General features: G+C 55.3%; 25 protein-coding genes. 10 read left to right on the top strand and 15 right to left on the bottom strand.

Annotated elements, in window-relative coordinates; genetic code table 11:
- The first annotated feature begins 5 nt into the window (after window positions 1-5).
- Both ACOVRA_RS06130 and ACOVRA_RS06125 read left to right on the top strand, forming a co-directional pair.
- Window positions 6-980 carry a type II secretion system F family protein gene (locus tag ACOVRA_RS06130; RefSeq protein WP_421719518.1) on the top strand — a complete coding sequence of 325 codons (975 nt, stop codon included), beginning with the start codon at window positions 6-8 and terminating at the stop codon, window positions 978-980.
- A 10-nt stretch (window positions 981-990) separates the two neighbouring features.
- A complete protein-coding gene (locus tag ACOVRA_RS06125; RefSeq protein WP_290803270.1) occupies window positions 991-2,022 on the top strand; it encodes a type II secretion system F family protein in 1,032 nt (343 codons plus the stop codon).
- Between the two features lie 23 nt (window positions 2,023-2,045).
- On the opposite strand, the gene ACOVRA_RS06120 is transcribed toward ACOVRA_RS06125, so the two are convergent.
- The gene (locus ACOVRA_RS06120; protein WP_421719517.1) at window positions 2,046-2,243 is read right to left on the bottom strand and encodes a zinc-finger domain-containing protein; all 198 of its coding nucleotides are present in this window, start codon (window positions 2,241-2,243) and stop codon (window positions 2,046-2,048) included.
- Between the two features lie 102 nt (window positions 2,244-2,345).
- Here ACOVRA_RS06120 and ACOVRA_RS06115 point away from each other — a divergent pair, with 102 nt between their 5' ends.
- Window positions 2,346-3,296 carry an ABC transporter ATP-binding protein gene (locus ACOVRA_RS06115; protein ID WP_421719516.1) on the top strand — a complete coding sequence of 317 codons (951 nt, stop codon included), beginning with the start codon at window positions 2,346-2,348 and terminating at the stop codon, window positions 3,294-3,296.
- Here ACOVRA_RS06115 and trmB read toward each other — a convergent pair.
- The 7 genes from trmB to ACOVRA_RS06080 form a co-directional block, all read right to left on the bottom strand.
- Window positions 3,271-3,987 (bottom strand): tRNA (guanosine(46)-N7)-methyltransferase TrmB, encoded by a 717-nt coding sequence (trmB, locus tag ACOVRA_RS06110; RefSeq protein WP_421719515.1) that lies wholly within the window; start codon window positions 3,985-3,987, stop codon window positions 3,271-3,273. The genes ACOVRA_RS06115 and trmB overlap by 26 nt on opposite strands.
- 75 nt (window positions 3,988-4,062) lie before the next feature.
- Window positions 4,063-4,470 carry a helix-turn-helix domain-containing protein gene (locus tag ACOVRA_RS06105; RefSeq protein WP_421719514.1) on the bottom strand — a complete coding sequence of 136 codons (408 nt, stop codon included), beginning with the start codon at window positions 4,468-4,470 and terminating at the stop codon, window positions 4,063-4,065.
- 48 nt (window positions 4,471-4,518) lie between these two features.
- Window positions 4,519-6,132: an apolipoprotein N-acyltransferase gene (lnt, locus tag ACOVRA_RS06100; protein ID WP_421719513.1), complete on the bottom strand. Its 1,614-nt coding sequence runs from the start codon at window positions 6,130-6,132 to the stop codon at window positions 4,519-4,521.
- Window positions 6,129-7,061, bottom strand: coding sequence for a hemolysin family protein (locus tag ACOVRA_RS06095; RefSeq protein ID WP_421719512.1), 933 nt, complete (start codon window positions 7,059-7,061; stop codon window positions 6,129-6,131). Before ACOVRA_RS06095 ends, lnt begins: the two co-directional genes overlap by 4 nt.
- Complete coding sequence (ybeY, locus tag ACOVRA_RS06090; RefSeq protein WP_421719511.1) at window positions 7,054-8,550, bottom strand: rRNA maturation RNase YbeY; 1,497 nt, start codon at window positions 8,548-8,550, stop codon at window positions 7,054-7,056. The genes ACOVRA_RS06095 and ybeY overlap by 8 nt, the downstream gene beginning before the upstream one ends.
- Window positions 8,547-9,935 carry a tRNA (N6-isopentenyl adenosine(37)-C2)-methylthiotransferase MiaB gene (miaB, locus tag ACOVRA_RS06085; RefSeq protein ID WP_421719555.1) on the bottom strand — a complete coding sequence of 463 codons (1,389 nt, stop codon included), beginning with the start codon at window positions 9,933-9,935 and terminating at the stop codon, window positions 8,547-8,549. The genes ybeY and miaB overlap by 4 nt, the downstream gene beginning before the upstream one ends.
- A 117-nt stretch (window positions 9,936-10,052) precedes the next feature.
- On the bottom strand, window positions 10,053-10,559 hold the full coding sequence (locus tag ACOVRA_RS06080) for a L,D-transpeptidase family protein (protein ID WP_421719510.1): 507 nt from the start codon (window positions 10,557-10,559) through the stop codon (window positions 10,053-10,055).
- A gap of 75 nt (window positions 10,560-10,634) precedes the next feature.
- Here ACOVRA_RS06080 and ACOVRA_RS06075 point away from each other — a divergent pair, with 75 nt between their 5' ends.
- Window positions 10,635-11,321, top strand: a complete 687-nt coding sequence (locus tag ACOVRA_RS06075; RefSeq protein ID WP_290803250.1) for a response regulator transcription factor — start codon at window positions 10,635-10,637, stop codon at window positions 11,319-11,321.
- 23 nt (window positions 11,322-11,344) lie between these two features.
- On the opposite strand, the gene ACOVRA_RS06070 is transcribed toward ACOVRA_RS06075, so the two are convergent.
- Together ACOVRA_RS06070 and ACOVRA_RS06065 are read right to left on the bottom strand one after the other, a co-directional pair.
- Window positions 11,345-12,142, bottom strand: a complete 798-nt coding sequence (locus tag ACOVRA_RS06070; protein WP_290803248.1) for a GntR family transcriptional regulator — start codon at window positions 12,140-12,142, stop codon at window positions 11,345-11,347.
- A gap of 83 nt (window positions 12,143-12,225) precedes the next feature.
- The gene (locus ACOVRA_RS06065) at window positions 12,226-12,603 is read right to left on the bottom strand and encodes a YciI family protein (RefSeq protein WP_421719509.1); all 378 of its coding nucleotides are present in this window, start codon (window positions 12,601-12,603) and stop codon (window positions 12,226-12,228) included.
- Between the two features lie 118 nt (window positions 12,604-12,721).
- Between ACOVRA_RS06065 and ACOVRA_RS06060 the strand changes: the two genes are divergently transcribed.
- From ACOVRA_RS06060 to ACOVRA_RS06035, 6 genes are all read left to right on the top strand, one after another.
- A complete protein-coding gene (locus ACOVRA_RS06060; protein WP_421719508.1) occupies window positions 12,722-14,038 on the top strand; it encodes a 3-isopropylmalate dehydratase large subunit in 1,317 nt (438 codons plus the stop codon).
- A complete protein-coding gene (locus ACOVRA_RS06055; protein WP_421719507.1) occupies window positions 14,035-14,532 on the top strand; it encodes a 3-isopropylmalate dehydratase in 498 nt (165 codons plus the stop codon). Before ACOVRA_RS06060 ends, ACOVRA_RS06055 begins: the two co-directional genes overlap by 4 nt.
- A 9-nt stretch (window positions 14,533-14,541) precedes the next feature.
- Window positions 14,542-15,426 (top strand): isocitrate lyase/PEP mutase family protein, encoded by an 885-nt coding sequence (locus ACOVRA_RS06050; protein WP_421719506.1) that lies wholly within the window; start codon window positions 14,542-14,544, stop codon window positions 15,424-15,426.
- Between the two features lie 190 nt (window positions 15,427-15,616).
- Window positions 15,617-16,324, top strand: coding sequence for a DUF4908 domain-containing protein (locus tag ACOVRA_RS06045; RefSeq protein WP_421719505.1), 708 nt, complete (start codon window positions 15,617-15,619; stop codon window positions 16,322-16,324).
- Window positions 16,325-16,380: 56 nt separating this feature from the next.
- Complete coding sequence (locus tag ACOVRA_RS06040) at window positions 16,381-16,587, top strand: twin transmembrane helix small protein (RefSeq protein WP_421719504.1); 207 nt, start codon at window positions 16,381-16,383, stop codon at window positions 16,585-16,587.
- Window positions 16,584-17,252: an SDR family NAD(P)-dependent oxidoreductase gene (locus ACOVRA_RS06035; protein ID WP_421719503.1), complete on the top strand. Its 669-nt coding sequence runs from the start codon at window positions 16,584-16,586 to the stop codon at window positions 17,250-17,252. Before ACOVRA_RS06040 ends, ACOVRA_RS06035 begins: the two co-directional genes overlap by 4 nt.
- An 11-nt stretch (window positions 17,253-17,263) precedes the next feature.
- Here ACOVRA_RS06035 and ACOVRA_RS06030 read toward each other — a convergent pair whose 3' ends face one another.
- The 5 genes from ACOVRA_RS06030 to hemE form a co-directional block, all read right to left on the bottom strand.
- Entirely contained in the window at window positions 17,264-17,701 is a 438-nt protein-coding gene (locus ACOVRA_RS06030; protein WP_290803227.1) for a hypothetical protein, read from the bottom strand.
- A 72-nt stretch (window positions 17,702-17,773) separates the two neighbouring features.
- Entirely contained in the window at window positions 17,774-19,069 is a 1,296-nt protein-coding gene (gene rho / locus ACOVRA_RS06025; RefSeq protein ID WP_085340974.1) for a transcription termination factor Rho, read from the bottom strand.
- Window positions 19,070-19,207: 138 nt separating this feature from the next.
- Window positions 19,208-19,663 (bottom strand): CopD family protein, encoded by a 456-nt coding sequence (locus ACOVRA_RS06020; RefSeq protein ID WP_421719502.1) that lies wholly within the window; start codon window positions 19,661-19,663, stop codon window positions 19,208-19,210.
- On the bottom strand, window positions 19,660-20,706 hold the full coding sequence (gene hemH, locus ACOVRA_RS06015) for a ferrochelatase (protein WP_421719501.1): 1,047 nt from the start codon (window positions 20,704-20,706) through the stop codon (window positions 19,660-19,662). The genes ACOVRA_RS06020 and hemH overlap by 4 nt, the downstream gene beginning before the upstream one ends.
- Before the next feature lie 41 nt (window positions 20,707-20,747).
- Complete coding sequence (gene hemE / locus ACOVRA_RS06010) at window positions 20,748-21,794, bottom strand: uroporphyrinogen decarboxylase (protein ID WP_421719500.1); 1,047 nt, start codon at window positions 21,792-21,794, stop codon at window positions 20,748-20,750.
- Window positions 21,795-21,799 lie beyond the last annotated feature (5 nt).

Here is a 21,799-nt window from a genome sequence, read left to right as displayed (position 1 = left end):
CGACAATGGATCTTGGAGCCATCATTCCTGTCTTAGTTGCGGTCGGTGTGGTGCTGATGGGCATCGCATTTGCTGGCGACGACAATCAGGAATCCCAAAAGCGGATTAAGTCGGTAGCTCAAACGCGGGAATCGGCGATTAAGCGCCGGGGTGCTGACCCCGACGAAACCCGACGCAAGCGCTTGTTGGGCAATATCAAAGACATTGAGATGCGTGAACGCCAATTGCGTCGGGCGCGTCTGTCGGTTGGTGCGCGCATCGAGCAAGCCGGCCTGACGATGGAAGAAAAGACCTTCTGGATGTTGTCGGGTGCGGTTGGCATCATGGCTGGCCTAGGCATAATCGTAAGCGGCAATTCTTGGTACATTGCCCTAGGTGGTGCCGGGGTTGCTGCATTTGGCTTGCCGCGCTGGGTGTTGGGCTTTCTGGTTGGCCAACGACAGAAGAAGTTCATCACGGAATTTGCAAACGCCATCGACGTAATCGTGCGCGGCGTGAAGTCAGGCCTGCCTTTGGCAGAGTGCTTGAAGATCATCGCCCGTGAAGCACCAGAGCCCTTAAGCTCTGAGTTTCGCCGTATTTGCGACAGCCAATCCATGGGCGTGCCAATGGAACAATGTTTGGCAAAACTGTTTGAACGTATGCCTTTGCCGGAAGTGAGCTTTTTCTCGATCGTTTTGTCGATCCAGCTAAAGGCCGGCGGTAACTTGTCTGAGGCGCTCGGCAATTTGTCCATCATCTTGCGTTCGCGCAAACTGATGCGGGAAAAGATCAGCGCTTTGTCCTCAGAGGCGAAGGCGTCTGCCTTTATCATTGGTGCCTTGCCCATTTGCGTCTGCGTAATGGTCTACATCACCAGCCCATCCTACATGGGCCTGCTCTTCTCAGACCCAACTGGGCATTTGGGTTTGGGCGCTGGCATCCTGATGATGGGGACCGGCATTTTCGTCATGCGCAACATGATTAACTTCGACATTTAAGGAACGGACCATGTTCTTAGAAGTCAAAGATTTTGCGCGCATGGTGACAGACCCGGATTTCGTGGCATCTGCGATCATGGCTGTTGCGTTGTTGGTGACCGCCTTGACGATCGCTCAGCCCCTATGGAAGACCGACCAGTTGGCCGCGCGCATGAAGGGTGTGGCAACTGACCGAGAGTCCATGCGCCGCAAAAGCCGGGCAACGATTGCAGCTGAGCACGCCGAAAAGACCTCGCTTCGGCAACGGGCCAAAGGGCCTTGGAAATCCATCGTCGATAAGCTGAACCTGCAAAAGCTGCTCGAAGATCCAAATGTGACCCAAAATCTGATGGAAGCCGGCCTGCGCGGACCCGGTCCTGTGGCGATCTTCTACTTTGCACGCTTTGCAACACCAATTCTGTTCTTTGTCGGCGCACTCACTTATGTGACATTGTTCGGGAAGGACATGACGAGCAACAATCGTCTCATTGCCGCAATGGTGGCGTGTGTTGTGGGCTTTTATTTGCCCAATCTGATCGTGAAGAACATCGCGACCAAGCGCCGGGCTTCGATTATGCGCGCCTTCCCTGACGCGCTGGATTTGCTGCTTATTTGCGTTGAATCAGGGATGTCTATTGAGGGTGCATTTCTGCGGGTCGGGCATGAAATCGGGTCGTCCTCGATTGAACTTGCCGAAGAACTGAGCCTAACCAATGCCGAGCTCGCTTATCTGCAAGATCGTCGAGTTGCCTACGAGAATTTGGCAAAACGCACCAACCATCCGGGCGTTAAGGGTGTCGCAACAGCCTTGATCCAAGCCGAGCGATACGGGACGCCCCTTGGTTCTGCCTTGCGCGTGATGGCGAAAGAGAACCGCGAGCTCCGCATGACAGAAGCAGAGAAGAAGGCAGCAGCATTGCCTGCAAAACTAACCGTGCCAATGATCGTATTCTTCTTGCCGGTATTGTTTATCGTGATCCTGACCCCCGCCTATATTCAGTATCAGAATATGAACAACGGTGCTGGTCCAAAGAACGTCACGGGCGCCCCGCCACCTCGCTGATGGCAATGCGCTGGAAGCCTAAGCTAATGCGCGCTTGCGCCAGCTTTGCTGACATATAGCCGACCACAATAGAGGCATTCGACTTGGCCTTCCTCACCCATTTCGTACCAGACCTTTGGGTGGCCCAAAGCACCGCCACCGCCATCACAAGAGACACGATGATCGTCCACATAAATGGTTTCAACTGGCTGGGTAGAATTTGACGGAACGGTGACGGACATTAATCTGTTTCTCTCACAGCTGCGTGATTGCTACGGACTGTTTAGCGCCTTAATTAGAACCTTACGGCCCTATCCGTCAACGTGTGCGCCAAGCGAGAAACCATGACCCAATCCTCTTTTGCCATTGAAGCCCGTGGGCTTCAAAAAACCTATGCTGCCAGCGGGAAATCTCCTGAAAAGCAGGCGCTCAAGGGGTTGGATCTAGCTATCCCGAAGGGATCGATTTTCGGCCTCTTAGGCCCCAATGGCGCGGGAAAGTCGACGTTCATCAATATTTTAGCTGGACTGGTGATCAAAACGGCCGGCGAAGTTCGCATCTGGGACATTGATATCGACAAAGACCACCGCGCCGCCAAAGCGGCGATTGGGATTGTGCCGCAAGAGATCAGCTTTGATGCCTTCTTTACCCCTTTTGAGACACTCGAGCTGCAAGCAGGATTCTATGGCGTGCCTGCAAAGGAACGCCGCTCGTTGGAATTGCTGGAGGCTGTTGGCCTTGCGGATAAGCGCGACACCTATTCGCGGCAGTTATCAGGCGGCATGAAGCGGCGTTTGCTGATCGCAAAAGCGCTTGTTCATACCCCGCCGGTCGTCATCCTCGACGAACCGACTGCTGGCGTCGATGTCGAGCTTCGGCGGTCTTTGTGGGAATATATTACCATGCTCAATAAGGAGCGTGGCGTGACCGTCGTCTTGACGACGCATTATCTCGAAGAAGCCCAAGAGCTGTGTGATAACATCGCGATCATTGATCAGGGCCAACTGATCGCCTGCGAACCAACACCCACAATTCTCAGACGTCTCGACAAGAAGGCAGTGGTCATTTCGCCCTTAGAGCCTCTGACCGAAATCCCGGCCGGCTTGGCCAATCTTGAATGCGTGTTGCGGCCCGACGGTGCTTTGGCGATCCACTATCGTCCCAACGAACACAGCGTTGAGGCCTTATTGTCCCAAGCGATGGGTTCTGGCGTGCGGATCAAGGATCTGCGGATCGAAGAACCGAACCTCGAAGACGTGTTCGTGGCGCTTACGACGCCTGCGGGCGGGCGGTAAAGCGCAAGAAGATCGGCGCACAATCTCCTAGTTTCTTGGTCTCATAGCGCGTAGTGATATGGTCCTTGGGCGGCGTACGCCAATCTGTTGCTGTTTCCGCAAGCCATTCAAAGCCGCCGTGTTGGGTGATTTTCGCCAGCGTCCACGCCGCATAATTGGCCCAGTCGGTGGCGAAGCGCAGCTCACCGCCGGGCTTCAGTGCCCGATGGGCATCATCGAGAAAAATTTGCTGAATGAGGCGGCGCTTATTGTGCTTGACCTTGTGCCAAGGGTCGGGAAACAAAATCACCAGCTTATCGAGACTGGCAGGCTTTAAGGCCTTTAGAACTGGCCGTGCATCAGAGGCCAATAGACGCACGTTGGTGAGGTTGTGATCTTCGATACCAACCAGGGCCTTGGCGACCCCCTCTTGGAAGGGCTCCGCCCCCAAAAACAAATGATTTAGATGGCGCTCTGCCTGCCCAATCAGATGTTCGCCGCCACCAAAACCAATCTCAAAGATCACCGCCTCAGCCGTTGGCATCCATTGAAGCGGATCCAACGTCTCGGAAGGCTCTGCTGGGATCGACACGCGCGGAAACAGGGTTTCAAACAGCTGCTCTTGCCGCTCAGACAGGGCGCGGCCACGCACACGGCCAAAGGATCGAAGCGGCCCAAAGGGCTTTGGTGCGGAGAAATCAGGGTTGGACATGGGCTGCTTATGCCTGTTTGTCCGCCCTTGGACTAGAGCTGAGCGCGCAGCTCGGGCAGCTTGCGCGCAGATGCTTTAGTCATCGTCGGCCAAGATTTTGATGAGCTCGATCACCTTCTTGCGTTGAGACGCGGATTTCAAGCGGGCATAATCTGCCAAAAGCTCCAGCGCGCCAGGCGCGGCCAAAAGACTTGCAGTCGAGAGTGTCTCGGCTTCACTCTGGGATTCAGAAACACCGGGGCCTAAAGGAACACTCAGACCATCAAAGAAGAACGATGGCTCAACCCCCAGCAGACCACACAATTGGAACAGTCGACTCGCCCCGACGCGATTGAGCCCGCGCTCGTACTTTTGCACCTGTTGAAACGACAAGCCCAGCAGTTCGGCTAAGCGTTCTTGGCTCATGCCTAAATCTTCGCGCCGTTGTTTCAAACGACAGCCAACATAAGCATCAACGGAAGTAGAGCGACGGTGATTGATCATGAAACCTTGCCTTGGTGTCGGCATTATTTCAATGAAGAGTTGATTGTGTCAATGCCGATTATGTCGCCATACCGCCAGCATGCCAAAGCCAAGCATCAAAATACCAAATGCAAGCTCTCCAAACCGGGCATAAAGCGTAGGCCCAACCGTGGCCGGCAGCCGCGCAGTCGCATAACCAGCACCCGCCCGATGTTCAGCCACAGGCCGGCCAAGCCGGTCAACAATCGCCGACCAACCCCCGCTGGCCGAGCGTACGAGAGGCAGGCCAGTCTCGATTGCCCGATAGCGAGCTTGCGCATAATGCTGGTCTGGGCCCAATAAATCGCCGTACCAAGCGTCAATCGACACATTCAAAATCCACGCGGCCTTGCCTGTCGCCTGCTTATTAAAGCTTGGAAACACAATCTCATAGCAGATACGTGGATCGGCCAAAGGTGCTTTGGGAAGACTCAATGTCGTGGGCTCGGGGCCGGGCGACATCTCGCCATCATAAGAAACCAAACTGGCGATGCCCAAGGCTCTAAAGAGCGGACGCAGGGGCAGATACTCGCCGAATGGCACCAAATGATGCTTGTCATAGACCGAGCGGGTCGTGAGGCCGCCCTGCTCGACGTCAAAAACCAAAAGGCTGTTGGTATAGGCTGGCTGCCCGGCCAAAAGGTCCCGTCGGATTGATCCGACCGCCAATGTGCGCGCGCCCAGACGGGCTTGGATCTGATCTAGGACAAATGGCTCTTCCAAGAGAAGGAATGGAAACGCCCCCTCAGGCCAAACGACAATATCGGCCTTTTGCGCCTCCGGCGTTTCTAGCAAGCCCAGATAGGTTTCGACGATCCGCATGGTATTGGCAGGATCCCAGACATCCTTTTGACTAAACCCTGCTTGCCCGGCCGCGATGATCGGGCCCTTGCCCCCCATGGGGCTGACAGGCCCTGCTGATTGTAACTGAAAAGAACCGAAAGCATAGCTTCCGAGCGCCAATAATCCTGCCGCGATCAGGGCAATAGGTCGGCCGCGCCGGTCACCCTTGGCCAGAAGCACCACCGGGGTAGCCAAGGCCCAAAGCGTCAAAAGTGATAGACCATAGGGGCCGATTAAGCTTGCGGTCTGGCTAATGGCTTCACCTGGCTTCCAAATGTAGGCGGGGAGGTTCCAAGGAAGCCCCGTGAACATATGGCTGCGTAAATATTCGCTAACGCCAAAGCAAAAAGCAAAGGTCAGCAACCGTGCAGCGCCGGGGCTCCAGAAGAACATTGCGGCGACTGCCGCTAAGCCCCAATAAACACCCATTGCAGCGGGCAGCGCTGTAACCGCAAACGGCATCAAAGCGGCAAATTTCTCGGCATCTACCAAAAATGCATTGCCGACCCAGAACATGCCAGCGAGAAAATAGCCAAAGCCCCAGGCCCAGCCACGCCAGAAGGCAGAGCGCAGCCGCTTTTTGTTTTGGGATGCGCCATCCAGCAATAGGACTAGACCACAAATAGACACTGCAAAGGCGGGCCAAATATGGAAAGGCGCGTGACCGAGGACCGCTAACGCCCCCAAGAGCATAGCACACCCCCCGGACAGCCAAGCGGGAGTGCCGGGCCCTAAGAAGGCAAGGGGCTGACGGATTCCGGCCTCAGCTGGCTTTGATGGGATCGCTTGGCTCTCTGTCACGCAGAGGGTGCCTGCAAACTATCGGTATTGGCCTTTTCCACGGCCTTAGCAGAACGGATGCGCACCCGCTTTATCCGGCGCGGGTCCGCGTCAATCACTTCAAAATCATAGCCGGTTGGGTGATGGAGAATTTCACCCCGCGGTGGGACGCGGCCCGCCAACGCAAATACCAAACCGCCGAGCGTATCGATATCATCTTCCATATCTTCCAACGTCAGATCGACGCCAGCACGCTCGGAAAAGTCATCCAATTCTACCCTTGCATCGGCCTCCCAGACGCCATTGCCGGTATCGACGATTAGATCTTGATCGAGATCATCATGCTCGTCATCAATGTCGCCGATAATCTCTTCGACAAGGTCTTCAATCGTCACAAGACCATCGGTGCCGCCATATTCGTCAATCACCAAAGCCATGTGGCACCGCTTCGCACGCATTTGCAGCAGCAAGTTCGGTAGCTTCATGGAAATGGGCACATAGAGCAAATCACGCTTGAGCCGCCCCAATACGAGATCATCCAGATTGGCTTTAGTCTCGCCTTGCTCGTCCGGGATCAACAGCGACAAAATGTCCTTCACATGGATAAAGCCGAGCGGGGTATCGAGATTTTCAGCATACACTGGCATGCGCGAATGCTGATGCTCTTCAAACATGCGGGCTACTTCGCCAAGCGGCATTTCAATGTCGACCGCCGTGATGTCGGCACGTGGCACCATCACATCGCGGACCGACAAACGGTCAAAGCTCGCAGCTTTGACGATCATATCTTTCTGATTGCGCTCGATGGTTTCGCCAGATTGCTCTCGCTCACGTAGAAGCTCTGCGGGGTCTAGGCCCGCATAATCATTTTGGCGACGCAGTTTCTGCGTCCACCGCTTCCAAAAGCTAGTTTTCTTGGCTGAGTTACTACTGGATGGGTCGTCAGTCATGGGTGTGATAAGGATCAGCAATGCCGAGGCTTGCCAATATCTCTCTCTCTAAGCCTTCCATCTCCGCCGCATCATCATCGGCTTCATGATCATATCCTAAAAGATGTAATAGCCCATGCACAAGTAAATGGGTAGCGTGATCTTTAAGATTTTTGCCCTGTTCTTGTGCCTCTCGGGCGCACGTTTCATAAGCGAGGGCGACATCGCCCAATGTCTTCTCTAGCGCGTGCACGGTTTCAGGTGCCGGAAAAGACAGAACATTTGTTGGCTGATCCTTGTGCCGCCACTGGGCATTCAAGCCTTGAACAACCGCGTCGCTGGTCAAGAGCAACGCAAAGCTGTCGCCAGCTGGTTCAAAGTAACGTGAGACGACTTTCACGATTTTGTCGATTTCTGCGTCGGAAGCAGGACCAAACACCCCATGCCAGCCTTCGCTTTCAATCTGGACATCAACATCAAACGAAGCAGATTCCTCAGTCATCACAGGCTCTGGCGTTACGGGTGGCGGAACGGGTGCGGGTGTCATGTCTGCAACTTCGCGCTCATACGCCGAGACGATCCGGCCGACGAGTGGGTGGCGGACCACATCTTCAGCCGTAAAATGCACGATCTTCATGCCTTCAACGCGCCGCAAGATGTGTAAGGCATGAGGTAGCCCAGAATCGCTTGAGCGCGGCAAATCGATTTGGCTTGGGTCGCCATTCACGACCATGCGCGAGCCTTCACCCAAACGAGTCAGGAGCATTTTCATCTGCATGCGCGTTGTGTTTTGCGCTTCATCGACGATTACAAATGCGTCGGACAAGGTCCGCCCGCGCATAAAGGCTAAAGGCGCAACTTCAATTTCACCGGCAGCCTTGCGGCGCTCCAACTGGGCGGCACCGAGTAAAGTCTTAAAGGCATCCCAGATGGGCTGAAGATAGGGGTCAACCTTCTCTTCAAGGTCGCCAGGCAGAAACCCTAAACGCTCGCCTGCTTCTACCGCAGGTCGGGTGACGACAACACGCGAAACCCGTCCCTCCAGCAGCATGGAGACCGCGACAGCCACCGCCAGAAATGTCTTACCGGTGCCGGCAGGACCCACGCCAAAAACCAAGTCGAACTCACCGCCCATCAAAGCGTCGAGATAGACGGACTGCGTCGGGGTTCTGGGCTTTATGTCGGCGCGGCGACCCGGCAAAGCTAAGGCCCCACTGCGCGCCCGTGACCCGGCGCGTACGAAGGTGATGGCGGAGCGGACCTCAGGCAACCCCAAAGCCATTCCTGCTTCGGCTTTTTCGATCAAAGCCTGTAAGGCCTCGCGTGCCTGATTGACAGACACCGGATCGTCGCCATGGACAAGAATATCACCACCTTGGGCCGTCACATCAACGCCAAACGCATCTTCCACCAAGGTTAGATTGCGATGCGCAGGGCCAGCCACCAAGGGCACTAAGCTTGGATTGGTGAGGGCGACGCGGCCCTCTTCGGATTTGCGGCGACGCGTCACGAAGCGGTCACCAATTCCCCAGTTAGGGAATTCGGCATCGTACCAATGATGCGCACGCTGTGAAGTTGGCCGATCAATTCCGCTGGCCCCGCCACATGCACAGATTGCAACCAAGGACTCCGGCCCAAAATTTGCCCTTCGTTGCGGCCCTTGCCCGTAAAGAGCACGTCAAACGTCTCACCAACTTTGGCGGCATTGAAGGCGCGCTGTTGCTCTAGGATCAGAGCCTGTAGGCGCTGCAACCGGTCGTCGGCCACTTCAGAAGCGACTTGGCCAAACATTTCCGAGGCCGGTGTGCCGGGGCGCTTGGAATATTTGAAGCTATAGGCACCCGCATAGCCAACAGCGCGGACCAATTCCATCGTATCTTCAAAGTCTTGCTCGGTCTCGCCGGGGAAGCCCACAATGAAATCAGAGGCCAAGGCGATATCCGGGCGGGCCTGACGCACCTTAGCGATGCTGTCGAGATAGCTTTCTACACTATGCTTGCGGTTCATAGCTTTGAGGATTTTGTTGGAACCTGACTGCACGGGCAAGTGCAGATAGGGCATCAATTCCTTCACCTCGCCATGGGCCTCGATCAGATCATCACTCATGTCACACGGGTGGGAAGTCGTATAGCGGATGCGCTCAATCCCGCCGATTTTGGCCAAATGGCGCACCAATTGCGCCAAAGACCACGTTTCAGAACCAGCCAATGCTGGGCCTTGGCCATGATAGGCGTTGACGTTTTGGCCTAGAAGCGTGATCTCGCGCACACCTTGCTGGGCAAGGCCACGGGCTTCTAGAATGATCGGATCCACTGGCCGAGAATATTCGGCGCCACGTGTGTAAGGCACCACACAGAAGGTGCAGAATTTATCGCAGCCCTCTTGGACGGACAAAAAGGCGGATGGGCCGTCTGGCGCACGCAAGGTTGGCAGGGCGTCAAACTTCTCATCCGCTTCAAAGCTCGTTTCTAGGCGTTCGCCACTGGCACGGGCCGCGCGCGCGATGAGTTCGGGCAGCTTGTGATAGGCTTGCGGGCCAACCACCAAATCCACAGCAGGGGCGCGGCGCATGATTTCTTCGCCCTCCGCTTGGGCCACACAGCCGGCGATGGCGATCGTCATCTTGTCGCCGTTAAGCGCCATCGTGTCCTTGTGCGCCTTCAAGCGACCGATTTCGGAATAGACTTTTTCAGTCGCCTTCTCGCGAATGTGGCACGTATTGAGCACAACAAGGTTCGCGTGATCAGGCTTATCAACCGGGCTATAGCCCAATGGCCGCAAGACATCGGCCATGCGTTCGCTGTCATAGACATTCATCTGACAGCCATACGTCTGAATAAACAGGGTCTTACCAGGTACGGCGTCGCCCGTTTGCACAGGTGTCGGGCGATCCATCAGATCGTCTTTGTGGGATGTTGCGGCGTCTTCATGCATGAAGCCAGCCTAAAACGCCAAACGCGGCAAATACGCAAGAGCATTCAAGCAACACTATGCCCGCGAAACCAGATGATCTCAGACTGTGAAGGCCACCGCATCGCCCGGCTTTGCGTGGACCAACAAGTCACGCAGGTCGTCTTCGGCCAAAGCAACACAGCCTTCAGTGGGGCGATAATCTTCCGACGCGCAATGCATGAAGATGGCTGACCCCATCGCGGGCACAACGGGATCATCATTATGACCAAGGACGACAATGATGTTGTAGAGCCCATCCTCGCGCCACAAATGTTCGGCACTCGCTGGATACGGATGGGTAACGGGTTGATTGTAGTTTGGATCATCGGACGCGTCGCACCAGCCATCTTGGGGCTGAATCGGTGTTGCCTCAAACCCAGAGACGGGCTTTGGCCCACGATCTTCCCGCCACAATATGCTTCGGATTGGCCAAACCCCCAAAGGGCTGGCCCCGTCGCCTTCGCGCTTATCAGCTGCCGTCTTCGCCCCGCCCTTACCAATGGAACAACGGACTTTGGTTTGTCCGTAGGTTAGCCAACCCGATGTTGATGCTGCAAAAACCTGCATAAAATCCCCCAGATCAAGACTCTGTGATGCCGCACCCTCTTGTATCACGCAATAGGGTGCAACCATGTAGTGGCCATGTCACGCAAGCGCACCCTTCTTCTGGTCGATGACGACCATGATCTCCGTACCACCTTGGCCGAGCAATTCGAGCTGACGGGGGAATTTGACACCGTAATGGCCCAAGATGCCGCCAGCGGCGTCGCCGCAGCCCGCACCAAGGGTCCTGACCTCGTCCTGTTGGATATTGATCTACCTGATCTCGACGGTCGCGAAGCCTGTAAGGCGATCCGCACAGGCGGATTTGCTGGCCCGATCATCATGCTGACTGGTCAATCCACAGATTCCGATACGGTCTTGGGTCTCGATGCCGGGGCAAACGATTATGTCACCAAGCCGTTCCGCTTCGCTGTCTTGCTGGCGCGCGTTCGTGCCCATTTGCGCAGCCACGATCAAACTGATGTTGCGACGCTGAAGATCGGGCCCTATGACTTTAAGCCCGCCAACCGCACGCTGACCGACGCCAGCGGCAAACGTATCCGTCTGACCGATAAGGAAGCGGCAATTCTACGCTACCTCTATCGTTCCGGCGCGAAGGCTGTGCCGCGCGACGAATTGTTGCGCGAAGTCTGGGGCTATAATGCTGCGGTCACGACCCACACGCTGGAAACCCACATTTACCGTCTTCGCCAAAAGATCGAGCCGGTCTCAAGCCGCAATGGCTTGTTGATCACCGAAGGTGGCGGCTATCGCCTGGAGCCATAAGGCTAAAGGCTAGAGGCTAGAGGCTAACGCCACTCATCGCGGCCACCTTTGCGTTGCCGCGTCAGATTCATATGATACTGGAAGCGTTCAGGGCGGTAAAAGCCCTGAACAACTTCAATCGGTGCCGATTGGGAATCCTTCATCACACGGACGATTTTGAGGAGCGGCGAGCCAGTTGCGATCTTCAGCGCTTGCGCGGTCGCAGGCTCTGCGCTGCAGGCTGTGATCCATTGTTCGGCCGAAACGGCAACAAAGCCTGCCCGCTCTAACAAGTCGAGCATCGGCGTGTGGCCGAGCGAGTCCGGGTCAAAAGTCGCGGCAATATCAATCGGCAAATGGGTGACGATGTAAGAGAAGGGCTCGCCCTCCAACTTACGGATCCGCTCGGCCCGCTGGACAGGAACGCCGCTTGGCAGGCCTAAAAGTTCGGCAATCTCTGCGGTGGCAGCGACTTGCGCGACATTAATCAGCTCAACTTCCGTGGAAAGGCCCATCACTTTGAGGGCTTCCATGAGATTATCAAAGCTGCCCTTCACCACGGGCACGGTGGCATTATAGGTCACCACTGTCCCGCGACCACGATGGCGCGATACCATCCCAGCAGACGCCAATTCATTCAGTGCCCGTTTCACCGTGATGCGGGAAACATTGAACACATGCGTCAGATCCTGCTCGCCGGGAAGAACTGCACCCAGAGGAAAAGCGCCGGAACGTATTCGCTCACGCAAGACCAAGAACAATTGGTGATACAAGGGCGTTGGCAGCCTTGCATCGACCATGGTAGCCTTTAACTCTGAACTTGGTTCATGGGATGTGGGCAAGGTCGTGTCCATCAAGAAAAGCCAGTCTGCCAGCTGAAGATAAAAAGACCTCGTTCTGGCAGCCTACTGAAGTAAAATTGGTTTCACCCACCGTTGGCACGCTCTCGAACAGAGTCAAGACTCTCCCAGATCTTACCGCCCGGATAAAGTCCGATAGACATGGTCATGTCATGTACTTCGATGGAGGCAAACATCTCACACGTAAAATACGGATCGCCGCGCATAATTGCCCAGGCCGCCTCTTCATTATCGGCGCAGACGATCAAGCAAGATCCGTGAATCTTTGCACTGCCAGGTGCCTTCAGCGGCCCCGCCGTCACATAAGACTGCCAATGGGCTTCTACATGGGCCAGGTGGCCAGCCAAATGTTCGAGGCGCATCTCCGGAGCGGTCGGCCCGTCTTTGCAGACAAACAAAAACGTGGGTTGGCTCTGTCTCGGTACGGTCGGTGGATTGGACACGTGGGCCTCCCTGATCATGGCTTGAGCCACTTTAGGGGTGAGTCATTGCCTTGCCAATGTCGAAACGTTATTTGATATAAAGATAGATCATTTCTAAAAGTAGGATGCACCTGCGCGCATGTCTGAAGCTTCCAGACCCCAAACGGTGAGTTCAGGTCAAACACTGGCCCAGAAACTGCTGGCGCGGGCATCGGGTAGCGACTTTGTAGCACCGGGCGACATCGTTGTGGTGCAAGTCGACCTTGCGATGGCGCATGATTCAAGTGGGCCCCGGCGCTGGAAACCGCATTTAGAGGCGCTGGGCGCAAGCCTATGGGACCCGTCGCGGGTGGTCATTGTCTCTGATCATTATGTGCCCGCTGTCGATGCGGAAAGCGCTGCGATCCTGAAACTCACGAGGGACTTTGCTCAAGAGCAAAAGATCGGCCACTTCTTTGATATGGAAGGTATTTGCCACGCCATTCTGCCTCAAAAGGGCTTACTCCGCCCTGGCATTTTCGTGGCGGGTGGCGACAGCCACACCCCCCATGCAGGCGCCTTTGGGTGCTATGCTGCGGGGTTTGGTGCCACAGATATGTTGGGCATTGTGGTCACCGGGCAAACTTGGACCATCGTCCCCGAAACCATACGCGTGGAATTGACCGGTAGCTTTAAACGCTATGTTTCGGCGAAGGATGTCATGCTGTTTCTGTGCCGCGAATTAGGCATGGATAATGCTTTCAAGGCTATCGAATATGGTGGACCCGGTGTGGCTGCGATGTCGATGGAAGAGCGTATGGTGCTATCCAATATGGCCGCAGAACTCGGTGGTGAAGTCGGCCTGATCGCTGCAGACGAGGTGACATTAGCTCATATTTCCGCCCATGGCGGCAAGGTTTCGGCGGTTGATTTGGCTTGGCAGCCCGATCCTGATGCCGCTTATGAGCGCATTGTGACGATCAATCTCTCAGAGCTAGAGCCGCAAATCGCTGTTCCCCATTCACCGGCAAATAGCTTCCCAATTGGTCATGCGACTGGTGCTCCAATCGATCAGGCCTATATCGGGGCTTGCGTTGGCGCGAAGCTCGAAGATTTGCACATGGCCGCACAGATCCTGAAGGGGCAGCGCGTCGCCCAAGGGGTGCGTCTACTCGTCGCGCCAGCCAGTTCGCAGGTCACAGCCGATGCCGCAGCAGATGGCACTCTGTCGGTATTATTAGCTGCTGGAGCAACCCTATTGCCGTCGGGTTGTGGCGCGTGCGCGGGCATGGGGGCGGGCCTTCTGGCGGCAGGCGAAACATGTATCTCCACCACCAATCGCAATTTCAAAGGCAGGATGGGTCATTCTGAGGCCTTCGTTTATCTGGGTTCGCCTTATACGGTTGCGGCCAGTGCGATCGCTGGCTGCATAAGTAATCCCCGAGTTCACGCAGCCGATTTGGCAGGTTTAGCATGACAGACGCCGCAGAATTTGGCCGTGCCTTTGTCTTTGGCGACAATATTGACACCGACCTTCTGGCACCGGGTCATCTTATGAAGCTTTCTCCGGAAGAATTGGCTCAGCACTGCCTTGAAGCCATCGCCCCAGATTTTGCAAAAGCCGTTCAGCCTGGCGACTTTGTTGTCGCAGGCAAGAATTTCGGTCTCGGCTCCTCGCGAGAGCAAGCGGCAGTTAGTTTGCGTCAATTGGGTGTTGGTGCCGTGATTGCACCCAGCTTTGCGCGCATTTTCTACCGCAATGCCCTGAACTTGGGCCTTCCAGCCTTATTTTGTGAAGATGCTCATCGGATTGCTGAGGGCGACCAGTTGATGGTCGACCCAGTCTTGGGCAAGATCACGAACAAGACACGTGGTGAGATTTTATCATGTAAGCCTATACCAGACCATTTGATGGCCATGGTGCGGGCCGGGGGCCTGATCGCCCATCTACACGCAAGACGCGGCACATAGGGATCGAGCATGACACAATTTTCTTTGCACGAGCGGCTCGGCCAAAGCAAAGCCCTATTGGCCCCAGGGGCCTATGACGCCTTAAGCGCGCTTTTGGTGGAACAGGCAGGCTTTGAAGCCATTTATATGTCGGGCGCGTCGATTTCTTATACGCAATTGGGTCGGCCAGATATTGGGTTGGTGTCAGCTACCCAAGTTGCCGACATCATTGGCCGCGTGCGCGATCGCGTGCAGATTCCGCTGATCGTCGATGCGGATACTGGCTTTGGCAATGCCTTGAATGTCCAACATACCGTGCGTTTGTTTGAGCGGATGGGGGCCAATGCCTTGCAATTGGAAGATCAAACAGCGCCCAAACGCTGTGGCCATTTAGCTGGCAAGGAATTGGTCGCCGCCAATGAAATGGTCGGCAAAATCAAGGCCGCAGTCGATGCCCGCACCTCGGAGCAAACCCTGGTCATCGCCCGCACGGATGCCATTGCCGTTGAGGGATTTGAGCCCGCTCTTGCACGGGCAGAGCTTTATCGTCAGGCGGGTGCGGACATCCTATTTGTCGAAGCGCCACAGGCGATTGATCAGATGCAGGCGATTTGCCAGGCCTTCCCCAACACACCTCTGTTGGCCAATATGGTTGAGGGCGGCAAAACACCGCTACTTACATGCGACCAATTATCTGACATGGGATATCGTTTGGTGATTGCGCCTGGTTCCATGGTGCGGGTTCATGCTTTTATCGCACAGCAATTTTTGCAATCCCTAAAAGCCAATGGCACGACCGCTCTCTTCCGAGATCGAATGTTAGACTTCAAACAAATCAATGACTTGTTGGGTTTGCCGGACTTAATGGACCAGGGCGCGCATTACGAAATGCGGGGCCAAGAGGCGGCGGAATAAAAGCGCACGTCTGTAAGGAAATTTTCACTGCGCTTCGTTACACTTTTGTCTCTATGTTGCCAGATTCTAGGTGCATATGGACGGCATGGTGAATAGGGACGGTCTCGTAAGTGAAAGGCATCTGGGTTCAGGTGTTTGCGCTCAACCTTTGTTGAGCTGGCTCTCGTGTGCCTTTATGGCGTTGGGGTTGATGTTCGGCGGATCGGCCAATGCACAAACGCAAAAGCGCGCCAGCGACCTTACCCTAAACGACATATTTTCCAGCCCCAATGCAGCTGCCGCGCAAGCAGTCTCTTTCAGTGCTGGACCAAACAACATCCGCTTTGTGCTCGACCGGTCCCAGCCCCGCGTCGTCTTGTTGCGATTTGACGGCGATCCAGAGGTTTGGGCCCTAACTTCGCAATGGGGCCCACGTGGCGATGAATTTCTGCGCAATGATATTGGCGAAGTCATCATTCGAATTACGACTTTAGGCGGGGTAACAATTTACGGGCCACTCGGCACCAATGGCGGCCTTGCATCCAGCGAAGGCAAAGCCAAAACCTTATCGGCACCTGCTCGGAGCGAGGGCACGTTACAAGCGACGCTCGAAAAAGCGCTGCGGTGGTTTGATAAATTCTCTAGCCGGAGCATAAGGGTGGAAGCCTCGGGCGCATTGCCGCCTGCCCTAGTCTACGAAGCGCTCGAACGCGCCGCGCAAGGCATGTCGCGCGCCCCACGCGGCTATTTTGGTCGGCCAGAGCGCCGGGTGAAACTTATTCGCGTCCAGCGTAGCTTTGATCGTCCAAGTGTACGGTGGCAATCAGGCATTTTGACAATTGGCGTTGTTCCGGGTTCGGGCTACGCGGGAAGGCCCTCGAGCGCTGCCGTGTTGCTGGCTTTGACTAAGGGCAATTAGTCGCAGGACAGCCTCAGGCGATTGCCGGAACCCTGCGCCCGGCATATATCAGCCTTATGACCCTAGAACCCCTCAATATCGCAATTTTCGTGGCTATGGCCGTGGTCCTCACCGTCCTCGTTGCCGGTATCGCAAATCTGGCCATCACGGGCGATAAGGCACGCTCTCGCTCTAACCAATTGATGCGGCTACGGGTTTTGGTTCAATTTATAGCGGTTATCCTCTTGATGATCGGCTTCTGGCTTAAAACGCGGGCGGGATGACCAAAAGAAGTTTTGCTGACAAAGTCGCCCTAGTCACTGGGGGAGGTGGCCAGTTTGGCCGCGTGATGTGCCAAGCCCTTGCGCAACGTGGCTGTAAGCTGATTGTCGGCGACCTTGATCTGACGGCGGCGCGCGATACAGCAGCCCGAACAGCAGGATTAGCTTTAGGCTTAGATGTGACCGATCCTGCGATGTGGGCTAATGCAACATCGTCAGCTCGCGACCTCTTTGGTCCAATCGACTTTGTTTTCCATTGCGCCCAACATCGCGCTGAGAGCGCCGATGCGGATGGTTTAGCGCGTCTGTGGGCTACGCAATTGTCATCGTTGGAGATCGCCCAACGGATTTGCGGGCCGGATATGGCCGCGACACGTGGGGTTCATGTGCTCTTCGTATCTGCCGCTGCTTGGCAGCCTGACCCGATGCGTCCACTCTGGTCTGCCGCTGAAGCAGCGAAACGGAACTGGCATAAGGCCAATCAGATTGCAGCTACCAAAGTTGAAAGCGCACTGATCGCTTATGACGTGCCGCCCCGACCTTCGCGTAAGACGGCAGATGACGAAATCGCGGCGGCATGTTTGTGGACTTTGTCCCGCGGCGAAAAGCAGGCCTTTGTTCCCGGCGGCTTTGGCGTGGCTGGCTTTTGCCGGAAAGCAGCGCAATAGGTTGTGTATGGTTAGGCTGGCATACCCGGGCAGCGGAGGTACTTCTCTGCTGTCGCACCATCCCAAGAAATGTCAGCAGTTTGATCGCCAGTTTGCTCAATGATCAAGCTGAACGAGACACCAACACCGTTTTGACCTTTGACTTCATAGCCTTTTTCGGTCGGCTCGACGGCCAATATCTTGTGACGCTCAATGCCAGATGGCCGAATGCTATCCAGCCAAAGGCCGGTCTCTTCATCCATCAAAACATAGCCTTGATTCATCCTTTGGGGATTGCAGGCGATTGGGCCAGCGTCGCCCGGTTGGCCCATGAAGGCCGCATTGGTATCTTTGCCAGCAAACAGAAACTCTCGGTCATCCGCTGAGATTTTACCAAGCGGATCAGCTGGCGCGCAGGCCGTTGCAATCATGCCTGCCGCCAAGATATTTCGGATCAGAGTATAGCGCATGGCCAGACCCCCTTTAAGAACGCGGCTGGCACCATCCAGCCGCGCTCAAAGTCCATCACAGAGCAGTTAATCTTATGTGTTCATACTCTGGAAAAAGTCATCATTATTTTTGGTCTGCTTGAGCTTATCGAGCAAGAATTCCATCGCATCCATGGTACCCATAGGGTTGAGGATACGTCGCAGCATGTACATTTTCGGCAGATGCTCTTTTGGAACCAAAAGCTCTTCCTTCCGAGTACCCGACTTAATGATGTCGATGGCTGGGAAGACGCGCTTGTCAGATACCTTGCGGTCCAGAATGATTTCGGAGTTACCCGTGCCTTTGAACTCTTCGAAGATGACTTCATCCATGCGCGAGCCGGTTTCAATCAACGCCGTCGCGATAATGGTCAGCGAGCCGCCTTCTTCCAGATTACGGGCAGCACCGAAGAAGCGCTTCGGGCGCTGAAGCGCGTTTGCATCCACACCACCGGTCAGAACCTTACCCGAGGACGGCACAACCGTGTTGTAGGCGCGGCCTAGACGCGTAATCGAGTCAAGCAGGATGACGACGTCACGGCCATGCTCGGCCAAGCGCTTGGCCTTCTCGATCACCATTTCAGCAACTTGCACGTGGCGCGTTGCTGGCTCGTCGAAGGTTGAGGATACGACTTCGCCCTTTACCGAGCGCTTCATATCGGTGACTTCTTCAGGCCGTTCGTCGATCAACAATACAATCAGATAAACTTCTGGGTGATTGATCTCGATCGACTTGGCGACGTTCTGCAGAATGACTGTTTTACCGGTGCGTGGCGGTGCCACGATCAAGGCGCGCTGGCCTTTACCGATTGGCGCAACAATATCGATGACGCGGCCCGTCCGGTCCTTCCGCGTTGGATCTTGGATTTCCAGATGTAAGCGCTCGTCTGGATAGAGCGGGGTCAAGTTGTCGAAATTGACCTTATGGCGGGCCTGCTCTGGATCCGTGAAGTTGATCGTATCAACTTTGGAGAGAGCAAAATAGCGCTCGCCGTCTTTAGGCGCTTTGACGGGGCCTTCGACCGTGTCACCGGTCCGTAAGCCGTGACGACGGATTTGCTGGGGGGAGACATAAATGTCGTCTGGGCCGGAGAGATAGTTAGATTCCGGCGAACGCAAGAAGCCGAAGCCGTCTGGCAACACTTCCAACACGCCGCCGCCGCCAATTTCAGAGCCGCGTTCGGCTTGCGCCTTCAAAATAGCAAACAAAAGATCTTGGGTGCGCAAGTTAGATGCGCCATCAATTTCCAGGGATTCTGCCAGTACCACCAATTCAGTGGGGGTACGGGTCTTTAATTCTTGTAGGGTGGACCGGCGAGGTGGCGCGTCGATCGACAATTCCTCTGACATGTCAGGGCCTCAAAATATCTTTGGTGAAAGCCGTCTTTGCAAGGACTGCAGCGGCTGTAAGGAGGTGCCAGACCGTGTGACGGCCTCAGCAACTGGAGTTCACATGACGATTATCGCAGGCGCGGTCAAGGTGTGTGTTCAAGAAAAAGGCTCAAGGACAACCATAAAGACAGCAACAATCATCAAAACAAAGGGCAGCTCGTTCAGGAAACGGAAGGCCACATGGTTCAAGGGGCGTTCGCCACGCTCAAAGGCTTTGCGCCACCGCATGTATAAATGATCGACGGCGGTAATTGTTGTCACCATAGCCAATTTGATCTGCATCCAGGGATGAGCCAATAAATCCCAACCGCCCCGCCCGATCAGCAAGCTTAGCCCCAATATCCACACAACAATCATAGCCGGAACCATGATGCCGCGATGCAGGCGGCGTTCCATGATGATCAATTGCTGATCCAACTCGCCACCAAGCGGGGCCATGGAATGATAGACAAAAAGGCGCGGCAGATACATCAGGCCGGCCATCCACGCGATCACCGCGATCAAATGAAGTGCCCGAAAGACTTCATAATGGCTGGCGATCCATGAACTCATGCGGCGCATCCACCAAACTCTGCCCGCGGGCAGGACGGACATGCCACGACGCACCCTGTCGTACGCGCCGCGAGGATGGAGTCAGAACCTTCGAGCAGGTCCGTTGTCAGACGTGCAAGTTCATCGATGAATTTCGCGCGCGTACCAAGGGCTGGCGCACGCAAATAAAGCGGCACACCGACCTCATGGGCGACTTCATAATATTCCTCGTCCAGCTCAACCAAAGTCTCAATATGCTCTGAGACAAAGGCGATTGGCACCACGATGACGGGAATCTTGTCCGCGCCTGCACGTTCAATCTCGGTTTCGGTTGCGGGACCAATCCATTTTACCGGGCCGACGCGGGATTGATAACAAATCGCATGCTCAAAATTGTCGGGGAGTAGCGGACGCAAAGCGGCCACGGTCTCTTCGACCTGCTTTTGGTACGGGTCGCCATCAAGAATGATTTTCTCAGGCAAGCCGTGAGCTGACCACAAAACCCGAACGCGCTCTGGTGAACCACCAGCGTGCCAAGTCTCCATCACCGCTTCGGCGTGCGCTTCAATAAAGCCAGGTGCATCGGGATAGCAGCAAATCAGTTTGGCTGGACCGCCACCGGCTTTTTTCCAAGCCAGTAACGACGAATCCGTCGTCGTGGTCGAAAACTGGGGATAGAGCGGTAAAAGCACGGTCTCGTCAGGGTTGAAAGCGCGAACTTGAGCAATCGCATCTTTTACAAACGGTTTCCAATAGCGCATGGCTAGGAAGGTTTTCACTTCCGCATTTTCATAGCCTGGACGCGCTTTCACGGCTTTTTCGAGCGCCTCGGCTTGGGCGAGAGTTTCCGGTACCAAAGGCGAACCACCGCCCATTTTAGCATAATTGGCCCGTGCCGATTTAGCCCGCAGCGTTGAAATCAATCTGGCCAGCATCCAGCGAACTGGTGCCGGTACACGAATGATTGCGGGATCAGAAAACAAATTCTTCAAAAAAGGGCGCACAGAGTCCGGCCCGTCCGGACCCCCTAAATTGAACAGCACGATCGCTATTTTCTGTCCCATAGATATTTTGATTACCTTTTGTTTGACCCGCAGACGTCTATTTAGGTCAAACCCTTCACGCGCCGCATCACATATTCGACATTGGCGATCGGCGTTGCAGGCACGACGCCATGTCCAAGGTTAAAGATATGTGGTCCCGTAGCCGCTGCGGCAAGAATAGCATCCACAGCTTGCTCAAGCGCGGCACCACCAGCCACCAAGGCCATGGGATCAAGATTGCCCTGCAAACACACTTTTGCGCCCAATGAAGCTCGCGCTGCACCGAGGTCTGCTGCGATATCAAGGCCGACGCCTTGTACCGAGGTTTCGCGATGGAATTGGCCAACCCGGTGACCCGCCCCACGTGGGAAGCCGATGATCGGAACATCTGGATAGACAGCGCGAACCACATCTACGGCCCGTTTGATCGGCTTAGTCACCAAACGCGCAAACAAATGGCCCGGAATATCTTCAGCCCAGGATTCAAAAATCTGCAGCGCATTGGCGCCAGCTTTCACTTGCGCAATCAAATGTTGGCCCACAGCGTCAGCTAAAATGGCCAAAAGATCGTCAACCAATTCCGGGTTCTGATACGCAAAGGCACGCGCAAGATCACGCTCGCCACCCCGTCCTTGAATCATATAGGTCGCCAAGGTCCAGGGAGCGCCAGCAAAGCCAATCAAAGCACGATCGGCATCCATCGCAGCACGTACCCGCTCCAAGGCCTCATAGACCGGTGCTAGGCGTGTTTCGAGACGCGACATATCCAGCTTCGCAATATCCTCCGCGCCTTCGAGAGGGGTTAGAAGTGGGCCTTCGCCTTCGGCAAAACGCACATCGCGACCTAAGGCATGGGGAACCACGAGAATGTCGGAGAAAATGATTGCAGCATCGACTGGATAACGCCGAACAGGTTGTAAGGTGGCCTCAGCTGCCGCTGCTGGTGCATAGCAAAAATCAAGAAAGCTTTTGTTCTGAGCACGCAGTTCACGATACTCTGGCAAATGTCGGCCCGCTTGGCGCATCAGCCAGATTGGAGGATGGGCTTGTTGCTCACCTAGGAGGGTGCGAACCAATGCACTGTTTTGACCCTTTGCTCCCTCACCCATGGCGG

Source organism: Aquidulcibacter sp., assembly GCF_049239865.1.
Taxonomy (GTDB): Bacteria; Pseudomonadota; Alphaproteobacteria; order Caulobacterales; family Aquidulcibacteraceae; genus Aquidulcibacter.
Note: the sequence above shows the minus strand (reverse complement) of the source record. Positions and strands in the feature narration are given on the sequence as shown.